The sequence below is a fragment of the Streptomyces sp. NPDC015220 genome (genome assembly GCF_043079345.1).
Lineage (GTDB): Bacteria > Actinomycetota > Actinomycetes > Streptomycetales > Streptomycetaceae > Streptomyces.
Window position 1 is genome coordinate 237562 of the sequence record NZ_JBIBUK010000004.1, and the last position, 19254, is coordinate 256815.

At 73.4% G+C, this 19254-nt stretch carries 16 protein-coding genes and 1 pseudogene; 6 read left to right on the forward strand and 11 right to left on the reverse strand.

Going from position 1 to position 19254, the window contains the following annotated elements; all coding sequences use genetic code 11:
* Nucleotides 1-87 precede the first annotated feature (87 nt).
* Both ACF061_RS12600 and ACF061_RS12605 read right to left on the reverse strand, forming a co-directional pair.
* The gene (locus ACF061_RS12600) at nucleotides 88-786 is read right to left on the reverse strand and encodes a DUF6585 family protein (protein WP_392266834.1); all 699 of its coding nucleotides are present in this window, start codon (nucleotides 784-786) and stop codon (nucleotides 88-90) included.
* The gene (locus tag ACF061_RS12605; protein WP_392266835.1) at nucleotides 783-1859 is read right to left on the reverse strand and encodes a BTAD domain-containing putative transcriptional regulator; all 1077 of its coding nucleotides are present in this window, start codon (nucleotides 1857-1859) and stop codon (nucleotides 783-785) included. Before ACF061_RS12605 ends, ACF061_RS12600 begins: the two co-directional genes overlap by 4 nt.
* 185 nt (nucleotides 1860-2044) lie before the next feature.
* On the opposite strand from ACF061_RS12605, the gene ACF061_RS12610 reads away from it, so the two are divergent.
* From ACF061_RS12610 to ACF061_RS12620, 3 genes are all read left to right on the forward strand, one after another.
* The gene (locus ACF061_RS12610) at nucleotides 2045-4351 is read left to right on the forward strand and encodes a helix-turn-helix domain-containing protein (RefSeq protein WP_392266836.1); all 2307 of its coding nucleotides are present in this window, start codon (nucleotides 2045-2047) and stop codon (nucleotides 4349-4351) included.
* A gap of 326 nt (nucleotides 4352-4677) precedes the next feature.
* Nucleotides 4678-5034, forward strand: coding sequence for a hypothetical protein (locus ACF061_RS12615; RefSeq protein WP_392266837.1), 357 nt, complete (start codon nucleotides 4678-4680; stop codon nucleotides 5032-5034).
* Between the two features lie 32 nt (nucleotides 5035-5066).
* Complete coding sequence (locus ACF061_RS12620; protein ID WP_392266838.1) at nucleotides 5067-5414, forward strand: hypothetical protein; 348 nt, start codon at nucleotides 5067-5069, stop codon at nucleotides 5412-5414.
* A 125-nt stretch (nucleotides 5415-5539) separates the two neighbouring features.
* Here ACF061_RS12620 and ACF061_RS12625 read toward each other — a convergent pair whose 3' ends face one another.
* From ACF061_RS12625 to ACF061_RS12640, 4 genes are all read right to left on the reverse strand, one after another.
* A complete protein-coding gene (locus tag ACF061_RS12625; RefSeq protein WP_392266839.1) occupies nucleotides 5540-6991 on the reverse strand; it encodes a protein kinase in 1452 nt (483 codons plus the stop codon).
* 321 nt (nucleotides 6992-7312) lie between these two features.
* Complete coding sequence (locus tag ACF061_RS12630) at nucleotides 7313-7588, reverse strand: hypothetical protein (RefSeq protein ID WP_392266840.1); 276 nt, start codon at nucleotides 7586-7588, stop codon at nucleotides 7313-7315.
* 351 nt (nucleotides 7589-7939) lie between these two features.
* Nucleotides 7940-8419, reverse strand: coding sequence for a DUF3618 domain-containing protein (locus ACF061_RS12635; RefSeq protein WP_392266841.1), 480 nt, complete (start codon nucleotides 8417-8419; stop codon nucleotides 7940-7942).
* The gene (locus ACF061_RS12640) at nucleotides 8416-8787 is read right to left on the reverse strand and encodes a phage holin family protein (RefSeq protein ID WP_392266842.1); all 372 of its coding nucleotides are present in this window, start codon (nucleotides 8785-8787) and stop codon (nucleotides 8416-8418) included. Before ACF061_RS12640 ends, ACF061_RS12635 begins: the two co-directional genes overlap by 4 nt.
* 490 nt (nucleotides 8788-9277) lie before the next feature.
* Between ACF061_RS12640 and ACF061_RS12645 the strand changes: the two genes are divergently transcribed.
* Nucleotides 9278-10558: an MFS transporter gene (locus ACF061_RS12645; RefSeq protein ID WP_392266843.1), complete on the forward strand. Its 1281-nt coding sequence runs from the start codon at nucleotides 9278-9280 to the stop codon at nucleotides 10556-10558.
* A 352-nt stretch (nucleotides 10559-10910) separates the two neighbouring features.
* On the opposite strand, the gene ACF061_RS12650 is transcribed toward ACF061_RS12645, so the two are convergent.
* Nucleotides 10911-11348, reverse strand: a complete 438-nt coding sequence (locus ACF061_RS12650; protein ID WP_392266844.1) for a glutaredoxin domain-containing protein — start codon at nucleotides 11346-11348, stop codon at nucleotides 10911-10913.
* 239 nt (nucleotides 11349-11587) lie between these two features.
* On the opposite strand from ACF061_RS12650, the gene ACF061_RS12655 reads away from it, so the two are divergent.
* A complete protein-coding gene (locus ACF061_RS12655) occupies nucleotides 11588-11986 on the forward strand; it encodes a DUF6234 family protein (protein ID WP_392266845.1) in 399 nt (132 codons plus the stop codon).
* A gap of 368 nt (nucleotides 11987-12354) precedes the next feature.
* On the forward strand, nucleotides 12355-12834 hold the full coding sequence (locus tag ACF061_RS12660) for a hypothetical protein (protein ID WP_392266846.1): 480 nt from the start codon (nucleotides 12355-12357) through the stop codon (nucleotides 12832-12834).
* A 259-nt stretch (nucleotides 12835-13093) separates the two neighbouring features.
* On the opposite strand, the gene ACF061_RS12665 is transcribed toward ACF061_RS12660, so the two are convergent.
* The 4 genes and pseudogenes from ACF061_RS12665 to ACF061_RS12680 all read right to left on the reverse strand — a co-directional run bounded on the left by ACF061_RS12665 (nucleotide 13094) and on the right by ACF061_RS12680 (nucleotide 19254).
* Nucleotides 13094-15700, reverse strand: coding sequence for a YfhO family protein (locus ACF061_RS12665; RefSeq protein ID WP_392266847.1), 2607 nt, complete (start codon nucleotides 15698-15700; stop codon nucleotides 13094-13096).
* 295 nt (nucleotides 15701-15995) lie between these two features.
* Complete coding sequence (locus ACF061_RS12670) at nucleotides 15996-17342, reverse strand: polysialyltransferase family glycosyltransferase (RefSeq protein WP_392267039.1); 1347 nt, start codon at nucleotides 17340-17342, stop codon at nucleotides 15996-15998.
* 771 nt (nucleotides 17343-18113) lie between these two features.
* Nucleotides 18114-18560: pseudogene (locus ACF061_RS12675) on the reverse strand (glycosyltransferase family 2 protein); the annotation flags it as partial.
* A 277-nt stretch (nucleotides 18561-18837) separates the two neighbouring features.
* Nucleotides 18838-19254, reverse strand: coding sequence for a hypothetical protein (locus ACF061_RS12680; protein ID WP_392266848.1), 417 nt, complete (start codon nucleotides 19252-19254; stop codon nucleotides 18838-18840).

Consider the following 19254-nt stretch of genomic DNA (forward strand, 5'->3'; position numbering starts at 1 on the left):
TCGGGTGGGTCGGTCGCGTGTGGCCGCCGGCCGCGTCCGTCGGACGCCGGGAGCGGCCGGCGAAGGCGCCGGGGAGCGGGCCGTACGTCAGTCGTCGTCCGGCTCGGCACCGGCGAGGTGCTCGGTGAGGGCGTGGAAGACACAGAGGTTCGGGATCCCGGACGCCGCGGTGGCCCACACCTGCCAGCGGCCGGCCGCGCGGACGGCGACGAAACCGTTGACGATCCCGATCCGCTCGACCTGCGCCCATCGCAGGGCCGTCCGCCCGGAGCCGACTTCCTCCCCGGTGATCCACACGGGGCCGAAGGCCAGCCGTGCTCCCCGGTGCAGCGCGGCCAGGGCCCGCGGCACCTGCGCGTCGACGACGGCCCGGCGGATCTCGGGCCACCACTCCTCCGGCCGGCCGAAGTCAGCGCAGCGCAGCACGATCCGCTCGCCGTCGACGTCGACGAGCACCAGGGCGCGGGTGATGCCCCGCGAGGACAGCACCCTGCGCCGGCGCACCACCGTGCCGTCGAAGCGGATGACCTTGATCCGCCCGTCGACGGCAACCGTCATCCCGTGCTCGTACAGGTCCAGCCGTGCACCCGCCCTCGTGACCGGTCCGCCACCGGTCCGCAGCAGGCGCCGCACGCCCGCGGTGACCGCCCGGCGGACCCCGGGCTCGGCGGGCAGCGCCCGATAGGTGGCGCGTCGCCTGCCCAGACGTGCCCGGCCGGCGGCCGCCGAGACCCGCGCCAGCAGCAATTCCTCCTCGCGTCCCCGGTCAGCGGCTCCCCCGCTCACGCCGCGCCCGCCCGACCGCGACCGGTTCCGGCGCCGTCCCCGCGCAGAGCCGCCCGCCGCGCCCGCAACAGCGCTTCGCCCGGTGCCACCCCCAGGTCCTCGGCCAGGCGCCGGCCGACGCGGTCGAAGACGGCCAGCGCCTCGGCCCGCCGGCCGTCCCGCCGCAGCGCGTGCATCAGCATCGCGGCGACCGGCTCGTTCAGCGGCTCCTCCAGGGCCAGGGCGGACAGCCCGGTGATCGCCTCGAGGTGCCGGCCCAGCCTCAGCAGCCAGTCCGCCCTCCGCTGTGCCAGGGCGACCCTGCGCTGGGTGAGCCGCAGCCGCTCCGACTCGGCGAACGGCCCGGGCAGTCCGGTCAACGGCTCACCGCGGAACAGCTCCAGCGCCCGGTCGCACAGCCGTACGGCCCCGGGCAGGTCGCCGGCACGTTCGGCCTCCGCCGACCGGGTGACGAGGTCCTCCATGCACAGCACGTCCACCTCGGCCACACCGCGAACCAGTCCGTATCCGTACCGGTCGCGCCGGATCACCGAGTCCGGGCGCTCCCCGAGGCGCAGGATCTTGCGCAGCCGGTACACATAGACCGGTACGACGTTCCCGTCCGGCATCTCCCTGCCCCATACGTCGTCCAGCAACCGCCGACGGCTGACGGAACGGCCGGGGCTCAGCGCCAGCGCGGCCAGTACGGCCTGCTGCCGCACCGGGCCGACGTCCACGACCCGCCCCGCGAGCGTGGTCCGCAGCGGACCGAGCACCGAGACCCGGAGCCGGGGGCCGGCTACGGTCCTCGTCCGCCCTCCGGCGACGGTCGCCGGCACCGGCCCGCGCGGGCCCTGTCCCGGCACGACCAGACCGCAGTCGAAGGCGTGCACGATGGCGGCGGCCCGGTCGCGCAGCCCCAGCTTCCCCAGGACGCGGCCGAGCCGCTCGGCCACCACCTGCTCGGACAGGGCCAGGACCGCGGCGATCTCGGCATCCCCCAGACCGCATCCGAGCGCGTGGAGCACCTCGCGCTCCTCGGCGGTGAGAACCGTGCTCCCCGGGCTGCCCTGGGCTGCGGTCGTCGTCGGCATGGCCACTCCCCGTTCTCAGGACCGGTCGCTCCGCTCGCCCCGGTCGATCACGTCGATGCCGTCGAGGCTGGCCGCCGTGCAGGAAATGTGGACAGGGCGTTCAACCGGTCATATGTGACCGGTGACCGCGCTAGAGTCCCCACCTGCGGAAATGCGGACGTCTCAAGGGGGAGGGGCCGTGACCTGTGGCCAGTGAGTTCGGCATGGTCCTGCGCCGGCTGCGCGAGAAGGCGCATCTGACCCAGGAGGAGCTGGAGCGGCGTTCCGGGATCAGCGTGAGCACCATCCGCGGTCTGGAGACCGGCAAGCGAGGCAACCCACGGATGACCACGGTGCGGCGGCTGGCCGACGCGCTCGCCCTGCGGAGCGAGGACCGCGAGGAGTTGCTCGGCGCCGCCGTCCCGGGGCAGCGGAGCGGCGGCGCGGGCGCCGCCGGTGAGCCGGGCACGGACAAAACGGCCTTCGAGCCGCCCGCCGCGCGACAGCCGGCGCCGGCGGCACAGCACGCGCCGGCGAACGCGACCGAACAACTGGCGAAGGCGGTGGCGGCCCGCTGGCAGCGCGAGGAGGAACAACGGCGGATCCAGGACCCCTACCCGCTGCCGGTCCGCTGGAGGCCCGCCCGCGCCACGCTCACCGACCACTGGGCCAACATCCGCCGGCTCCCGCCGGGAGCCGTGAGCGGCCCCCTGGACCTGAGCGGCCGGCTGGAGGAGATCGCGGAGACCTACCGCCGCATCCCCTCCGGGCGGCTGGTGGTCCTCGGCAGGTCCGGGTCCGGGAAGACGGTCCTGACCCTGCGCTTCGTCCTCGACCACCTGAGGTCGCGGACGCCCGCGGAGCCCGTTCCGGTGATCTTCAGCATCGGCGCCTGGGACCCCACCGCCGTCACCCTGCGCGACTGGCTCACCGGGCAGTTGACGCGCGACCACCCCGGTACGGCCGCCCTGGGACCCGGCAGGGCGAGCCTGGCGTCCATCCTGGTCGACTCCGGCCGCGTACTGCCGGTGCTGGACGGCTTCGACGAGGTGGCCGACGGACTGCGCCGCCCCGCGCTCGAAGCCCTCAACGCCACCACTCTTCCCCTCCTGCTCACCAGCCGCCCCGCCGAGTACGCCGCCGCGGTGGAGGAGACCGACGTGCTGACCTCCGCCGCGCCGATCGAACTCACCGACCTCACCCTCGACGACCTGGACCACTACCTGCCCCGCACGACCCGCAAGAGCGACCGCTCGGACCCCGCGGCGGGCGCCTGGGACCCCGTACTGGAGAAACTGCGCGAACCGTCACCGGACGGGTCGGCGGCCCCGCTCGCCACGGTCCTGTCCACTCCGCTGATGGTCGCGCTCGCCCGCACCGTCTACAGCGACACCCCGGAACACGATCCGGCCTCCCTGCTCGACACCGAACTGTTCCCCGGTGTGCAGGAGTTGGAGGAGCACCTGCTCGACAACTTCCTCCCCACCGTCTACCGCCGCCGGACCCTGCCGGGTTCGCGCGAGCGGGACCCGGACCGCGTCCAGCGGTGGCTCGGCTACCTCGCCCACCACCTGACGGAGCTCAAAACCCCCGACCTGGCCTGGTGGCGGCTCGGCCACGGCCTGCGCGACTCCACCCGCACCCTGGTCACCGCCCTCGTCACGGCACTGGTCATCGGACTCGTCGACGGCACCGTCGCCGCCTGCTTCAGCGGCTCGCTCGTCGGCGGTCTGCTGGACGGGACGATCGTCGGACTCCTGGCCGGCTTCCTGTTCGGGCTCGTGCACTGGCTGACGTACACGGTCATGGGCAAGGAGGTCACACCGTCCGCCACCCGCCTGCGGATCCGCGGCCGGCCGGAGACCACCACCTGGACGGCCGGCCCCCGGCTGGTGATCGGCACCGTGGCCGGCGTGCTCTTCGGCTCCGCCTACGGATTCGTGGTCGGCCTGGTGCACGCGTACGGCTGGCAGGTCGGGTTCTCGTCCGCGGTGCGCCTCGGGCTCGTCGACGCGATCGTCCTCGGCCTGGTCTTCGGCGGCGCCGCCGGACTCACCTTCTGCCTCCTCGGCCTCCTCGAAACCCCCCTCGACATCGTCTCCGCCATCAGCCCACGCAGCGTCCTGAACACCGACCGGAGGACGGTGGTCACCCAACTGGCCGTCTGGGCACCCGTATTCGGCGTGGCGGTCGGACTCGGGGCCGGGTTGGTGGTCGACCTGCTCCAGGGGCACCTGGGCCGGCTCGTCATGGACCCGACGGCCAGTCTCATGCTCGGCACCATCAGCGGCCTGGGCGGCGCCCTCGGCTACACCCTGGGCCTGACCGCCTGGGGCCAGTGGTTCGTGCTCTCCCGCGTCTGGCTGCCGTTGACCGGACGCCTCCCCTGGGCCGTCGCCACCTTCCTCGACGACGCCTACCGGCGCGGCGTCCTGCGCCAGGCCGGGGCGGTCTACCAGTTCCGCCACGCCCGTCTGCAAAGCCGCCTCGCCCAGGCCCACCGACGAGGATGAGCCGCCACGGGACCCGGTCGCGCCACCGCGGTGCCACCGGTCTTCACCGTCGGCTCGACGCGGACCCGGCCGCCCACGAAGGCAGCCGACCTGATCGACCGCAGCTTCACCGCCCCAGCGGCGAAGGAGCGCACGTCGGCGACACCACCCGCCCACCGCCGGCCCGCGAGGCCGTACGCACCGAAGCCGGCGTCCGGTCCTTCCCGACGCCGCGATCCGGGCGAATCCGGCACACCCGATATCACCCATTCCGGTAATTCACACCGTACCGCCCCGGGGCTTACGTTTTGCTCAGTCCGGCACCGCCCACGTCGAAAGGCGCCCCTGTGAGCAGAACCAGAAGGATCTCCGCCTCCCTCGCCGCCGTGGCCGCCCTCACCGCCGGACTCCTCGTGACGGCCACCGCCCCTGCCGCCGCCGGCCACTGCCCCCACAAGGCCGAGCCCAAGTTCCGTGGCGCCGAGGGAAGCTGGACGGTCACCTGCGCCTTCGGATCCGCCACCATCAGGGGCTGGTTCAAGGACACCGCTGACGACGGGAAGTGCGCCCGCATCCGCATCCGCCCCCGCAACGACCGGACGTGGACCTACTTCGACAAGGTCTGCGGCAAGGGGAACTCGCACCAGATCTCACGCCACTACCCGCACGAGTTTTCCGTCATGGCCGAGCTGTACGTGCGGTAGACCTCGCCCGACTCATCGAAAGAGCACCGCGAATGACCCGGAAACCAGTCGTGAGCCTGCTGACCGCCGCCGCCCTCGCTGCCGGCCTGGCCTTCGCCGCCGCATCCCCCGCCTCCGCCGTTCCCTGCGGCACCAAGGACACCAGCACCACCATCGACGGGGGCAAGGCCGGCTACACCCTGTTCTGTACGGGCCGAAACAGAAGCTCGCTCAGCGGCTGGGTGGAGGACACCCGGATCGACGGCAAGTGCGCCTACCTTCGCATCGAACCCCGCACCGGCTCCCCCTTCCTCCGGAAGGCCTGCGACTACGGCACCCGCAAGAACTTCCATGCCGACCTGGACAGCGACAGCGCGGCCATCCGTCTCTACATCGCCTGATCCGGGATTGTTCGACCTGGACGATCCGCCCGTAGGCGGCGCACCGGCGCACACCACTCCCCCATGGCCGTTCCGGCGATCGCGAGCAGGCCGCGTGGGTGGCAGCCCGCGCTGACCACTCCGTCTCAGTCGTGGTCCTTCCATGTCCGGTGCTGCGGGGGCTTGGGCCTGTTGGCCTTCCCGGGCGGCTTCGCGACGCCGTGTGGCGCGCGGCGGGTGCGGCTCTCCGTGTTCCAGGACGGGTGGTGCGGAGCCGGTTTGCGGGGCCCGGTGCCGTGGTGTCCGGCCGGTGCCCGGCCGGACGAGTCCGGTGTTTCCGAGACGGGCTCGGTGTGGGATCCGGTCGGCGCGGCGACCGGACGGGACGGGGTGTATTTCCTGGAAGCGGGCTCGGCGCGGGACGCGGTCGACGGCACGGCGCTGGGCCTGCTTGCGGGGGTCGCGGTGCTGGAGGGCGGTGGCGCGGTGGACGGGGCCGCCTCGGCGTGGTCGTCGCTGCCTCCGCTGGTGCCGGAGGCGACGGCGAGGGTCGTCCCCAGGGCCACGGAGAGTGCGGCCAGGGTGGTTCCCACTGCCCGGCGGCGGTTGTGCCGGGCGCCGCCCCTGGGGTCGGGCCGGGTGCCCGCTGTCTCCTGCGTCCCCGGCGGCTCGTCCGCGTCGGGGTGAGCGGCACCGGGCGCCGGAGGCCGGCCCGCCGGGCCCGCAGGGAGCGGCGCCGGGGACGGTTCCCTCGCGGTGTTCAGGGCGGAGAGGGCCTGCGCGCACTGTCGGGCGTCCGGGCGCGCCGCGGGATCCTGGGCGGTCATGGCCCGCAGCAGGGCCGCCAGGTCCGGCGGTACGCGGGCGGGGATCGCGGGCGGGCGGTGCAGGCGGGCGATCGCGGCCTCCAACGGGGTGCCCTGGTATTCGAGTTCCCCCTTCAGGCACTCCAGCAGGACCAGGCCGAGCGCGTAGATGTCCGCGGCGGTTCCGATGGGCCTTCCCTCGACCTGTTCGGGTGCCAGATAGGCGGCGGTGCCCGTGAGCACGTCGGACGAGGTGTGGCGGGTGGCGTCCGCCAGGCGTGCGATGCCGAAATCGGCCAGGTGCGGGGCGCCGGCCCCATCGAGCAGGACGTTCGACGGTTTGACGTCGCGGTGCACGATGCCGGCCCGGTGGACGTGGGCGAGGGCCGTCGCGAGAGCGGTGCCCAGATCGGCCACCCGCCGCCGGGGCAGCGCTCCGCCCGCCAGGAGGCCGCGCAGCGTGGGACCGTCGACCAGTTGCATGACCAGGTAGGTGCGGTCGTCGTGACGGCCGGTGTCGTAGACGGTGACCAGTCCGGGATGTTGCAGACGGGCGAGGAAGTGGGCCTCGTCGGCGAGACGGTTCCCGGTCCGCGGGGCGGGGCCGGGCCGGAAGACCTTGACGGCCACAGGCCGCCGAAGGCGCGTGTCGAAGCCTTCGTACACGTCGGCCATGCCTCCCGACCCGATTCTCGCGCCCAACCGGTAGCGGCCGGACAGGACGTCGGCGGCCCGCGGATCCGCCGGGACCGGCGCGGAAGTCGAGGGGGCTGCTGATCGGCGGGCCTTCATCTGGTTCTCCGTTGCTGTCACCGCGTACCGGACCGGGCCATGGGCCGTGTTGCGAGGCGGGTACCCCGAGGCGGCGACAGACACCCCGGCGAAGTCGGCGCCCCGGCGGGATCCGGTGGGTCCGCCCGTGCGGGGTGGCTGCCGCGAGAACCTCCACCGGTTGGCCGTTGATGCCGGACGGCCCCCCTGCGCCGGCCGGGCCGGACGTGGAGGTGTGCCGGAAGCGCGGCGCGGCGCCGTGGTTCGTCCGGAGCCCTGCGTGAAACCGCCCCGGTGAGAAGGCGGGATGTCGCCGCGGGCTCGCACCGGGTGCTGCCCGGGTCACTCGCGCGGGTCAGACGGTGCCTGAAGCCGCTGCCAGCAGCGTCGGACGTGTTGTTCGGCCTCCCGCACGACCCGAGAGGCGGCGTCCTTCGACGACCCGGCGGAGGGGGGCGGTGTGCCGACGGCGGAGGGTGTGCCGCGACGGCGCGGCGGGCGGGCGGGACAGGTGTCACGGCCCCGGCCGCCGCGGTGCAGGACCGCTGCCCTGGCGATCAGGATCATGGCGATGACCGCGGCGACTGTCAGCGTGGTGGCCGTGTGCTGCTCGGACATGGTGGTGACGGTCCTTCGTGTGGGAGCGGGCCGGGGGCCGGTATCCATGCCCCACCGGCTCCTCCTGCTTGTCGTGCGCGCCGGCCGGACCAGGTTCCGGTCGGACCGCGGGGAACGGCACCTGACCGGCCGACGGCTGCCTCGGCGCCCGTGCCGACCGCACCCGAGCGGTACCTCTCCTCAGGTGCGGCCCTCGTCAGCGGTGCCGGGGCGTCCTCGGCGTCCGGGCGTCCGCGTCCTGTCCGGGCGCTCTGGCGGGCTTGCGCGAGCGGTGCGCCGACGAGGATGCCGCTGATGCCGCCCGGAGCGGGACCGGCGGGCTCCCGGGCGGTCCGGGACGCCCGCGCGGCGTCATGCCTTCCGGCGGCACATCAGCCACGCCACGGCGCCCGCCGCGGCGGCCGCCAGAAGCAGGCTCCGGTTGTCCCGGGCCATCCGCGCGCCCTGGGCCGTCCCGGCGCGTACCGGCTCGGGCGTCCTCTCCTGCCATGCCTGGCCCGCCTGAGCCGCCTTCGCGCGGGCCTGCCCGGCGGCCTGAGCGGCCTTGGCCTTGACCGGGTCGGGCAGCTTGTCCTGCACTCGGGAGGCGGCCTGAGCGGCCTTGGCCTTCAGTTCCCCGGCCTTGAGCGCGGCCTGCTCCTTCAACTCACCGGCCTTGGCGGCGGCCTGGTCCTTGACCTCCGCGGCCTTCTCCTGGGCTCGGGCCTTGACGTCGGTCCTGGCCGCCAGCACCTCCACGGTCTCACCGAGTTCGTGGCGGGTCCGCTCGACCTGCACCCGCAGTTCCTCGGGGCTGGAGGCGGTGGGCTCGTCGTGGGGCGGCTGGGTCATCGGTGCGCACTCTCCTTGATCTCGGCCACGTCGGCCTTCACGTTCTCGACGGTCTGCTCGGGCACGGGCGGCGCGGCTCGGGTGACCTGCTTCTTCCCGGTGAGCGCCATCACCGCGGCGATCACCCCGAGCACGGCGGTGACGACGAGGGCCGCGGCCCATACCGGAAGCGGCACCGCCAGAGCGGCGATCGCGGTGACCACCAGGGCCTCGAGCGTCAGGAACCCGACCAGGCCGGCGGCTCCGAACAACCCGCCGCCCTTGCCGTACCGCTTGCCCTTCTCCTTCATCTCCGCCTGTGCCAGGCGCAGTTCGGCGCGCACCAGTTCCGTCAGCTGCTGCGATGCGCGTTGCACCAGCTCACCCACCGGCTCTGAACCTGTCGTCCGCCGTTGTGGTCCGTAGTGCGGTTGTGTACTGGTCACGGTGGTGATTTCCCGTCAATTGCTTCTTCGGTTCCGTCACTGCTTGCTCGGGTCCGAAGGCGCCGTGGCGCCGTCCGGTGGGCGCGCGAGTACCCCGAACGCGGCGACACCTCCCCCATGGATGTGTTGATCTTGGAAAGATCGGCTGCGGCCGGTGACATTCCCTTCCCGAACTGCGCTGATGTAACTACACCGGACGGGGGCGCGCCGCCTGCTCTCCTGGGGAGGCACGCGGGCGGCACCAGGCAGGGGGAGGCCCATGTCCCCGTAACGGGTATGCCCCTGCGCACTTTTCGAGACTTCGGAGCGGAGTTCACATGACCCAGCGCTGCGTCATGACCACGACATGCACATCCGTGGCGTTCTGCTCCGCATAGGCGGCCTGCACCGCCCCGGCTGATCGTCCCTTCCCCCGCTCAGTGAAAGCCCCTTCGTGACCGTTTCCTTGACCGACGCCCAACCCGCCGGCCGGCATGCGGCAGGCGCCACCGGCGGCCTGTTCGGCCGGGTCTACGCACCGCGTGCCTGCGAGGCGCTCGCCTATTCCATGACCACGTACGCCATGCCGCTCGTCGTGCTGGCCACCACCGGCTCGGCGTCCCTGACGGGCCTGGCCTTCGCGCTGGAATGGACCCCTCGAGTGGCCGCGTTCGCCTTCGCCGGCGCCCTGGTCGACCGCAGCGGCGCGGCGATCGTGTGGTTCCTGGCTTCGCTGGCCCGCGCCCTGGTGGTAGCGGGCGCAGCCGTCGCGTTGACCGTCCTGCCGCCGGGCACGGCCGAGACCGTCACGGTCCTGGCGCTGACGGCCGTGACCGGAACCCTGACACAGTTCAGTTTCATCGCCAACGAGGCGGTCGGCGCGGCCGTCGGCCGTCACGGCGGACGCCGGTCCCACACAGTGCAGTCGGTGTCGATCAGCATCGACCAGACGGCCACCCTCATCGGTCCCGCGGCAGGCGGTCTCCTGCTGCTCACCGGACCGACACGCATGCTCGCGTGCCTGAGCGTGCTGTCCTTCCTTTCCGCCTCACTCGCCCTGCGCACCCCGCCCACTCCTCTGCGCGGCAGACGCCACGGCGGGCAGGGGCCGAGCGGGGGCCTGCGGGAGGGGTGGCGGACCCTGCGTTCACTGCCCGCCCTGCGACGGCTGGTGACCGGGCTGGCCTGTTCCAATCTCATGCTCGGCCTGCTGCAATCGGCCAGCCCCGTCCTGGTGACGGAGCGCTTCAGCCACTCCGCGGCCGCGGTCGGCACCCTGTGGTCCATCGCCGCGGCCGCCACGCTCGCCGCCATGGTGTGCTGGCAGTTCGTCCTGAACCGGTTCGGCCTGTGGGGGGTCGGCGCGATCAGCGCCACCCTCGCGGCCACCGCCTGCCTCGCCGTGGCGCAGACCTCGTCCTACGCCGGCTACGCGGCCTTCGTCGCCCTGTTCATGGCGGCCGACGGAGGGCTCACCCTCGTCCTGCGCACCCTGCGGTCGCTGGTCATCCCGCCGGCGGCCTTCGGCACCACCCTCTCCGTGAGCGTCCTGCTCCTGCTGCTGCCCTTCCCCCTCGCGGGCATCCTTCTCGCGCTGACCCCGGCGCCCCGTCTGAGCCACCTCATCGGGGCGTGTGCCCTGCTCCAGGCGCTGACCCTGCTCGTGACCTTCCTACGGCTCCGTGACGACCCCGCGTTGCGCCCCGCCGCCCGGGAGGTCCTCCGCGAGGGATGACGCGCCGGCCACGCGACTGGCCGTGGTGCTCGGCGCACAGCGGCCAGGGTTCGTCCGCCGGCCACGGCAGTGGACTCGCCGGGGAACCGTCCGCCACGGCACCGGCGGGCCCGGCGAGGGTGGAGCCGGGTGGTGGTTCGCCCCAGGTAGCCGGCCGGCGGTTCCGGGAACGGCGCCTGCGCATCGGTGGTCCGCGCTCATGCTCGTACCGGTGGTGCGGGACGTTTCCCGCCCGGCGGTGCTCGTGCCGGAGGAGTCCGCGACGGCGGGCCCGCTCACGGTGGTGTCGCGGTCCCGGGTGACGAAGGGCGCCGGCACGGGCTCCCGGCGTCGATGCTCGCCCTCGTCCCGATCACGAGGGGCGGGAGAGCTGTTCCCGCACCCATGCGGGATCGGGGTTGGTGTGCGGCCGGCCGGCCACGAGGACGGTCGGCACGGTCTCGTTGCCGTCGTTGGCCGCCCTCACCGCCGCCGCTCCAGCCGGGTCGCGCCAGATGTCGACCCAGTGCAACCGACGGGCGCCGCGGCCCAACCGGATGCGCAGTCGCAGACAGTACGCGCAGCCCGGCCGCCAGTAGACGACCGGACGGCCGTCCACCGCGCTGCGGCGTTGCGCCTCCAGCGCGCCGATCGACCTCGGGAAGACCAGGGGCGAGCTCACACCTGCGAGCAGCACGAACACCGACAGGAGTACCGCGGCTGCCCCCGGGGCCCCGTCGAGTACTCGCCCAGTGGCGACGACCGAACCGCAGAGCACCAGCAGAACCGGCAGGATCCAAGCGCGCGTCATGGGGAGGAAGGGTACCGAGTGGTCGCGACGCCCCTCTGCCCAGGCCGCTCACCCGGGCGTTCACCGGGGCCTGACGTGGCACTCGTCATGGCCTCGCGCTCCGGCCGGGTGCGCTGCCGCCGACGACGTCGACGTCGCACTTGAGGTCCGGCAGACTGCGCACCACCTCGCGCACCGCCGGACCAGGCGTGAGTACGGGTACTCATGCGCGTCAGCACCGGCCGCGCCATCCTGCACCCATGACGGACACCCTTCCGGCCCCGGAACGACGACGTCCCTGGTCGCACCGCACACGCCCGGGCGTGGACCTCGCCCTCGCGATTCCGCTGTTCCTGCTGGAGACCGGGTGGCTCGTGCTGGACTGGATGTACGGCTACGGCCTGGAGGTATGGGCGGCGCAAGGCGACCGGGCGGGCATCGACGCGGCCGGCCTCGCGCACATCGGGCGGCTGCGGACACTGCTGATCGCCGTACTCGTCCTGGCAGTCGTCGCGGCGATCTGCCGTGCCCGCTGGACGGTGACCGCACACCTCCTGGTGGCCCTCCTGGCAGGCGGATCGCTGACCGCCGCGCAGCACGAGTGGGAACACAGCCACACCCCGCCGCCCGGATGCGTCCGCTACAGCGCCAACTGCTGAGACCGCCGGACACGGATCGAGCCACGTCCTCGCCTGCTGCGGACATGCTCCGCGATCACCACCCCCGCTGCCGCACTCGCCCGACCACCCCGCGCCCGACGTCGAACCGGTTCCGGGCGCTCAGCAGCGCGACCGGCCGAAGGAGTCGGCCGGGCGCCGGCCGACGCCGCAGGCATCGCCTCCGCGCTGCCGGATCGTCCGCGCGCGGGCACCCGGCGCCACGGATCGGAAAGCCGCTCGCCGTGCCGGGGCCGAGGAGCGCACCGCCGGCGGGTGGCGTGCGCGGAGGGCCGGGCTCCCCCTGCCCGAACCGGGGCCTGAGTACCCGTACTCAGGCCCCGGCCGCCACGACGAGGAACCATGCTGTCATGAACGCTGCCACCTCAGAGCGGTCCGGCGGGCGCGCGGTGCCTTCTCCCGCGAGCCTGGCCGCGCGCGCCATGGGCGCCGCCGGAACCGGCGCCGCGCTCACATACCTGTCATTCGAGCTCGTGGACTGGGCGGACCGCTACGACACCCGCACCTGCGCCCGGGCACCCGACTTCTGCATGACACTGTGGCCGATCATCTCGATCCCCGGCTCGTTCGCCATCGCGCTCGTCGTGCTGATCGTGGTGTACCGCCCGCTGGGCATCCGTCCCCAACTGGCGGTCATCCCGCCGACGCTGCTGCTGGCGCCGTTCCCACTCGTCGCCGCGTGGACGGCGGTGGGCCTCTGGACGGCCGTCCTGGTGGGGGCGGTGTGGGCCGCCGCCCTGGCGCTCACGGTCTGGCGCCCCTGCCGGATCCCTGGCCTCTCCGTCTCGGCCGCGCTGCTTCTCGCCTCCCTCGTCATTCTGCACCGCTGACGCACGCGTTCGAAGGACAGCGGTGCGCAACGCGGCTTCCGCGGCCCCCTGTTCGAGTGCGGATTCCATGCGCGGCGTGATCAACTCGTATGCGGGCCTTGACGATGCCGACATCGCGACGGCGGCGGCCCGTGCCGGCGCGGACGTGGTGCGCACCATCCTTCGCCCGCCGGCTCCCCGATCGTCATGAGGGCAGCGGCGCACGCTGTTTTCGGCGCGCGCCGGGCCCTGCCGCCGGCCCGCGCGCCTCCCGGTGCCGTCACACCCCCGGCGCCGCGGCCGGCGCCTCCCGCCGCCGACGGGTGCGCCCGTACCAGAACGCGGTGGCCGTCAGACAGGCCAGGGCGGTCGCGCCGATCGCCGCGCCCCGCAGCAGGCCGGGCGGACGGAAGTCACAGCTGACGGAGGTGGCTCTGCCGTCCAGGGGCACCGCGATCAGGCCGAGGTAGCTCTTGGCGGGGCGGGCGGGACCGTCGCCGGCCGCGCACCTCCAGCCCTTGATCCGCGGCACCGCGAGGACCGCGGTGCCGGTGCTGCCGGCCGGTATTCGGGCGGTGACGGAGTGCCCGCCGACACGGACGTCGGTGGCGCCGGTGGCCCTCAGGCGCTGAACGGCCTGGTCCAGCCGGCTCGCGACCAGGCAGCCGATCGGCTGCTTCGGCAGGTCCAGCCACCCGGTGTGGCGCAGTTCGACCCGGACCTTTCCGGAGGCCGGTACGACACCGATGCTCTGCACCGGGGGCCGGACGGCGGGCAGCTTGCCGGCGAAGGCCACCGGCCGGCCGCCGTTCATGGTCGCGGTGCCGTTGAACGTCAGCGCCGAGAGGTACGCCCGGCTGCCGGGCGTACAGGTGGTGGAGAGGGTGAGCGATCCCTTGCCGTGGCGGGTCTTGGTGGTCCGGGCCGGCGGGTCGTACACGCGGGCGCCGAGCAGCATCTCCTGGTTGGCGAAGACGGAGGCGCCGAAGCGGGCCGTGCTGTCCGGCAGGCGCAGGCCCGGACGGACGGTGACCAGCGGCGGTACGGCGGTGGTGGTGGCCCGTGGCACCTTGCCGGCCCCGCCCGCCGGGTCCTGGACCAGGCGTATCCGGGTGCCGATGGAGAAGACGGCGTCGGTCACGGGGCTGTCCAGGCTCACCAGGCGCCGGCCCTTGGCGAAGTAGCCGTGGCCCAGCGCGGACAGGGTGTCGTAGGTGATCTGGGCGGTCAGGCTGCTGTAGTAGCCGCCGCCCTGACCGCCGACGATCATCTGGTCGTTGCGGCCGGGGTCCGCGCCGGGATCGGTGCGCGAGCGCGGCCAGTCGTCCTTGGCGGCGACGACGGCCGCCGTGTCCCGTTCCTGCCCTCCCAGCCGCGGCGACCAGGACCTGTGTTGCAGCTCCAGCCGCGAGACCCGCATCCCGGCCACCGCCATCTCGCCCGCCTGGGCGGTCACCAGCAGCGCCACGGCCAGCACCGGCAGGAGCCGGGCCCGGTTCTCGAAGCGGGGTGCGACGAGCACCGCGGCCGCGGCCAGCACACCGACGAACAGCGCGACGGCGAACACGGGGTACGACCACCGGTCGACGGCGTAGGTGCCCCGCGCCGCCAGTGCCAGTGCGGTCAGGAGCGCCAGGCCCGCGGCGAGCGCGCGCGGCCGGGGCAGCCCGTCGGCGGTGGAGAGCCAGGCCGCGATCAGCAGCAGGCCGCACAGCACGAAGGCCTGACGGTCGGTGACACCGTTGGGCTCGGCGCCCGCGTGCCAGAGCAGATGGGTGGGCCGCCAGTGCAGGGAGAGCGCCACGAGGCAGATCGCGGCCGGCCAGCCGTACCGTGTCCGGGCCGGCAGACGGCGGTTGAACGGCATGGTCAGCGCCAGCGCGAGCGCCGGGGTGCCGATGTACAGCGCGGGCGATTCCGTGCTGCTGGTGGCGGGCAGCAGCCGGGCGAAGACGTCCGGCCAGGCGGCCGGTGCGAAGGTCACGGGCGGAGTGGGGTGGGCGACCTTGGTGGCCGAGTAGATCACCAGGACCAGCGGGGCGGCCAGCCCGACGCCGATCAGTACGCTCCGGGCGGCGTGCAGCACACCGGTCAGCCGCCGGCGGCCCTCCTCGTCGGTGAGCAGCCGTACCAGCAGCACGATCCCGGCGCCGATGGTGGCCATGTAGGCGGTGTAGAAGTTCGACACCCAGGCCAGCCCCACGACGAGCGGCCCCACCACCGGGCGCCGCCCGGTGCGCGCCCACTCGCCGACCAGGCACAGCAGCGGGAAGGCGAGCAGCCCGTCCAGCCACATCGGTACGTAGGCGCCGTTGTCGAGCGTCCAGCCGCACACCGCGTACCCCGCCCCCAGCACCGCGGCCACCGGCCACGGACCGCGGCGCAGCCTCAGCAGCAGCACCGCCATCGCCGCCCCGGCCGCGGTGATCTTGGCCGTGCTGATGACGTAGAGGGCGAGTTCGACGCGGTCGGCCGGGAAGAGCACCACCATCAGGTCGAAGGGGCTGCTCAGGTAGGTGCCGATGTCGCCGAGGAAGTTCGAGCCGAAACCGGAGTTCCAGTTCATGAGCAGATCGCCGTCGGTGCCGCCGAGCAGCGTCTTGCGCCAGTAGGCGTGGAAGGGCACGTACTGCGTGCCCATGTCGACGACGTTGCGGCTGTGCGACCCCAGCGGGTAGCTCCCGGCGAGCAGGCTCCCCAGGCAGAACACCACGCACGACAGGACGCCGGCGCCGAGGGCCGCGCGCAGCGGCACGCTGCCGCGCGACCGGCCCGCCAGGCCGCGGAGCGGGGCGAGGACGCGGCCGGCGCGCGCGCCCCCGGGTCCGGTGCCGCCGGCGCCATCGGGGGCCGTGGGGCCGGACGGGGGCCTGACGGTAGCGGACACGTTTCCTCCGGGGTCTGGTGCAGGCCGTCTGGTACGGAAGTCGGAACGTCCGTCACGGGCAGGGGACGTCCGGGCGCCGCGCGGGGGCATCCGGACGGGTGCGCGCCGGCGGCCTCCGCGACGGGCCGCCGCCGTGGCCGACCGTCTGGGCGGGCGGGGTCGGGGTCGGCCGTCGTGGGCGGGCGGGGTCGGGGCCGGCCGTCTGGGCGTACGGGGTCGGGGTCGGCCGTCGTGGGCGTACGGGGCCGGGCCGCCCGCCGTCGACGGACGCTCGTGTCCCGTCCGGGCCCGGTCGTCAGGACCGGGACGCCGCCTCGCGCCGGCCGCGTGCGAGCGCCTGCCGCAGCAGGGCGCGCCGCTTCCGGCCGCCGGGCAGACGCAGCTCGGTCAGCCGCTCGGTGGTGAAGTACGCGGCGTACGGCCCGTCCCGGAAGGCGTCCGGGTCTCCCGCGGCCTGCGACAGCACCCGTTCGGCCCCGGCGCGCAGCCAGGGGTACCGGGCGGACTGCATGCAGTACCCGACCGCTTCCAGCAGCGGCTGGAGGGTGGGCGGGGTTTCGGGCAGTTCGGCCGTGGCCCCGGCTTCGAGGTCGGGGACGACGTGGTCGACGATCACCAGCGGCACGCGGTTGCTGTTCTCGTAGGGTGTCAGCTTCCGCAGCACGGTCCTGGTGCCGACGCGGCCGGTGGGGATGCCGTAGTACTCCGCGGCGGTGAGCAGCGCGGTGGAGAAGCAGCCGACCACCAGTTCCAGCGGCAGGCGGGCGTAGAAGACCTCGGCGAGCAGCGTCCCGCGCAGTGTCGTCAGCCGCACTCCGGCCGCGGCGGCCTCGCGCTCGAGGGCCTCGCCGTAGCGGACCGGCGCGGTGGGGTGCGGCTTGAAGGCCACCGACCGGTGACCGGCCGCGGCGGCGGCGCGCAGCATCCGCACGTGCAGGTCCTCTTCCTCATCCGCGGTGAGGATGTCCAGTGCGGCCAGGTACTGGCCGAGCAGCAGCGCGGTCGGCGCCGCCTCGGCCGCCCGTGCCACCTCCGGGTCGCCGGCGGCGGCCCGGGACAGTTCGGACAGCACCGCGCGGAACGCGTCGTGCGGGACGAGTTCGGGCTCGACGCCGAACTCGGAGAGCAGCAGCGGGCGCAGCCCCGGCACCAGGTCCAGGTGGAGGAGCCGCTGGATCCGGACCGCGACGGAGTGCGGCGGCTCGTCGCGGGTCGGTCCGTAGCTCATCAGGCCGTCGGCGTACACGTGCACCGGAGCACCGGCGAACACGGTGGCGAGGCTGCGGGCCGGGCTGACCTGGATGGACTCCACCACGAGCGTCACCGGTCCGGTGCCGAGCCGCCACCTGGTGCGCAGCACCCGCTCCCACAGGGGGGCGTCGTCCGGGCGGGGCTGCCAGCCGCCCGGGTGGTGGGGGGCGATGGCCTCGTTGAAGTCCTCGACCTGGTCGAAGCGGGTGGCGATCTCCTGGTGGCCCGTCATGTCGGTCAGGCGCGGCGCGACCTCGGGGACGGCCGCGTTGTTGGTGAGCAGCAGCACCCGCCGGGCCTGGTCGGCGGGACCGAACCGGCCGGCGTCCAGGGCCGCGGCCAGCGTGGCGGCGCCGTACAGCGTGGACGCCTGGAAGATCTGCACCGGCAGCGGCCGGGGCGCGGATTCGCTCCCGGGCCGGCCGTGGGCGTCCGGGGCGCTCGCGGGACCGGAGGAGTCCGCGGAGCCCGGGGCGGGGCGGGGAGCGTTGGTGGTACGGGGCGTGCGGAAGACCGGGGGCCCGACCGTCACGGCGCCCGTGCCGCCCGGTCGGGCCTCGCCCGTGTCGCGCAGGCGGCGCAGCAGCGTGCTCCGGGCGGTGTCCATCGTCGCCAGGGTCTCGTCGAGGACCTGTTGGGGCATCCGGTGCAACGCGGCGGCCGACTCGAGCTTGAGCTGTGCGGCCACCGAACTCTCGTACTGGTCGGCCTTGTTCATGTGGAAGGCGATCATCGCGCAGTAGGTGCGGATCGCCTTCGGCATGAAGCGGTCGCCCTCCGGATCGGCGGCCACCTCCCGCAGGACGGTGTCGTAGGCGGGGATGAAGTCCAGCTGGCGGGTGTCGGAGATCTGGGTGAGCGACGTCTGCACACCCCGCCGGTAGAAGGCCCCGTGCAGTCCCAGCGCCGCGTAGCTGCGGGCCCGCAGGTGCAGCCGCCACACCCACAGGCGGTCCTCGGCGGTGCGCAGCCGCGTCTCGAACCGGCCCTCGCCGTCCTCGAAGAGCCGGGAACTGTAGATGCCGAATGGGACGAAGGGGTAGTCCACCATGGTGGACATGTGGGCGGGCGCGATGCCGTCGCGCGGGTCCATCACGACGTCCCGCATCCGGGCCGGGGCGTAGCGGATCTGCCGCTTGCGGCCCGTGGCCAGCACATGGTCGGTGCGGGCGAAGTCGCAGTCGAGGCGGGATATGCGGTCCACCATGGCGCGCAGATGGCCGGGGGCGTACCAGTCGTCCCCGTCCAGAAACGTCACGTAGTCGCCGCTCGCCTCGTCCAGTCCGGTGTTGCGGGCCTGGGCCACACCGTGGTTGGTCTCGTGGTGGATCGCCCGCGCGTTCGGCAGTGCGCCGATCATGTCCTCGATGATCTGCCCGGTGCGGTCGGTCGAGCAGTCGTCGATCAGCAGGAACTCGAACTCGGGGTCCGCGTTGACCGCCAGACTGCGCACCGTTTCCGCGACATAGGCCTCGACATTATGGCACGGGACGATGACGGAAAGCGTGGGCATGCGCGGGACTCCCCCGGGGATTTCATTCCAGTAACCCGCGCATGCTATCCGTTCCCGAAGGATTCCCATGGCCTGGAAATGAACAGCCACCGACATGACGGTGAACACTGCCGGTTCCGCGTCCGGATGAGTGGTGACGGCACCCGGGCGGCCGCGGCCAGGCGTTCACGCCACCGACTGTCGGCGCGCCCGGTCGCGGCTCAACGCCCTGGGCCACGCACCACGAGGGAGATGCCCGGCCCGCCCGCCCCAGTCAGCGGTAGACGGCTGATCCACTCCATTGACGTCGGTGCCCCCACAAAGTCTCGTGGGGGCACCGACATACGTCTCCGTCGGGCGTCGGCTTCGCCGCCACACGCCCGTCCAGCTTCTTCTACGCGTCTTCACCCGCGTCGGGAAGCGGCAAGTTGAAGAACTGGTACACGGCCACTCGCTGGCCTTCCACAGAAGTCACCTGGGACGGTTCGGCCGCGCCGAAGATATCAACGGTCTCTCTCTTCTCGGCGGACCTGGAGAGGACCGCGGCGAAGCGGCCATTATCCATCTGCTGCTGCATCCCGGATGGAAACACGTCCGGTCGGGCGCCTTGGCAGCAGAGGAGGAGGCCTTCCTTCTCCAGGTCAGTTCGAGCGCTGAGGAGGCACTTGAACAGATTCGACTCGGAGAAGGACCGCCAGTCCCGGCCCGAGAACTTCATTCTCAGGCCCGCCCCGTCCTCGTCAAGGATCTCGAATGAAACCGGAACGACCGAGGATCCTGGCCCCGCAGCCAACAGTTCAACCGATTCCAT

Bases quoted from the DNA above. Each gene is read 5' to 3' on its own strand.
- ACF061_RS12635 (WP_392266841.1), bottom strand. From the start codon at position 8,419: ATGACCCAGCCGCCCCACGACGAGCCCACCGCCTCCAGCCCCGAGGAA.
- ACF061_RS12630 (WP_392266840.1), bottom strand. From the start codon at position 7,588: ATGTCCGAGCAGCACACGGCCACCACGCTGACAGTCGCCGCGGTCATC.
- ACF061_RS12625 (WP_392266839.1), bottom strand. From the start codon at position 6,991: ATGAAGGCCCGCCGATCAGCAGCCCCCTCGACTTCCGCGCCGGTCCCG.
- ACF061_RS12605 (WP_392266835.1), bottom strand. From the start codon at position 1,859: ATGCCGACGACGACCGCAGCCCAGGGCAGCCCGGGGAGCACGGTTCTC.
- ACF061_RS12680 (WP_392266848.1), bottom strand. From the start codon at position 19,254: ATGGAATCGGTTGAACTGTTGGCTGCGGGGCCAGGATCCTCGGTCGTT.
- ACF061_RS12650 (WP_392266844.1), bottom strand. From the start codon at position 11,348: ATGACGCGCGCTTGGATCCTGCCGGTTCTGCTGGTGCTCTGCGGTTCG.
- ACF061_RS12620 (WP_392266838.1), top strand. From the start codon at position 5,067: ATGACCCGGAAACCAGTCGTGAGCCTGCTGACCGCCGCCGCCCTCGCT.
- ACF061_RS12660 (WP_392266846.1), top strand. From the start codon at position 12,355: ATGAACGCTGCCACCTCAGAGCGGTCCGGCGGGCGCGCGGTGCCTTCT.
- ACF061_RS12655 (WP_392266845.1), top strand. From the start codon at position 11,588: ATGACGGACACCCTTCCGGCCCCGGAACGACGACGTCCCTGGTCGCAC.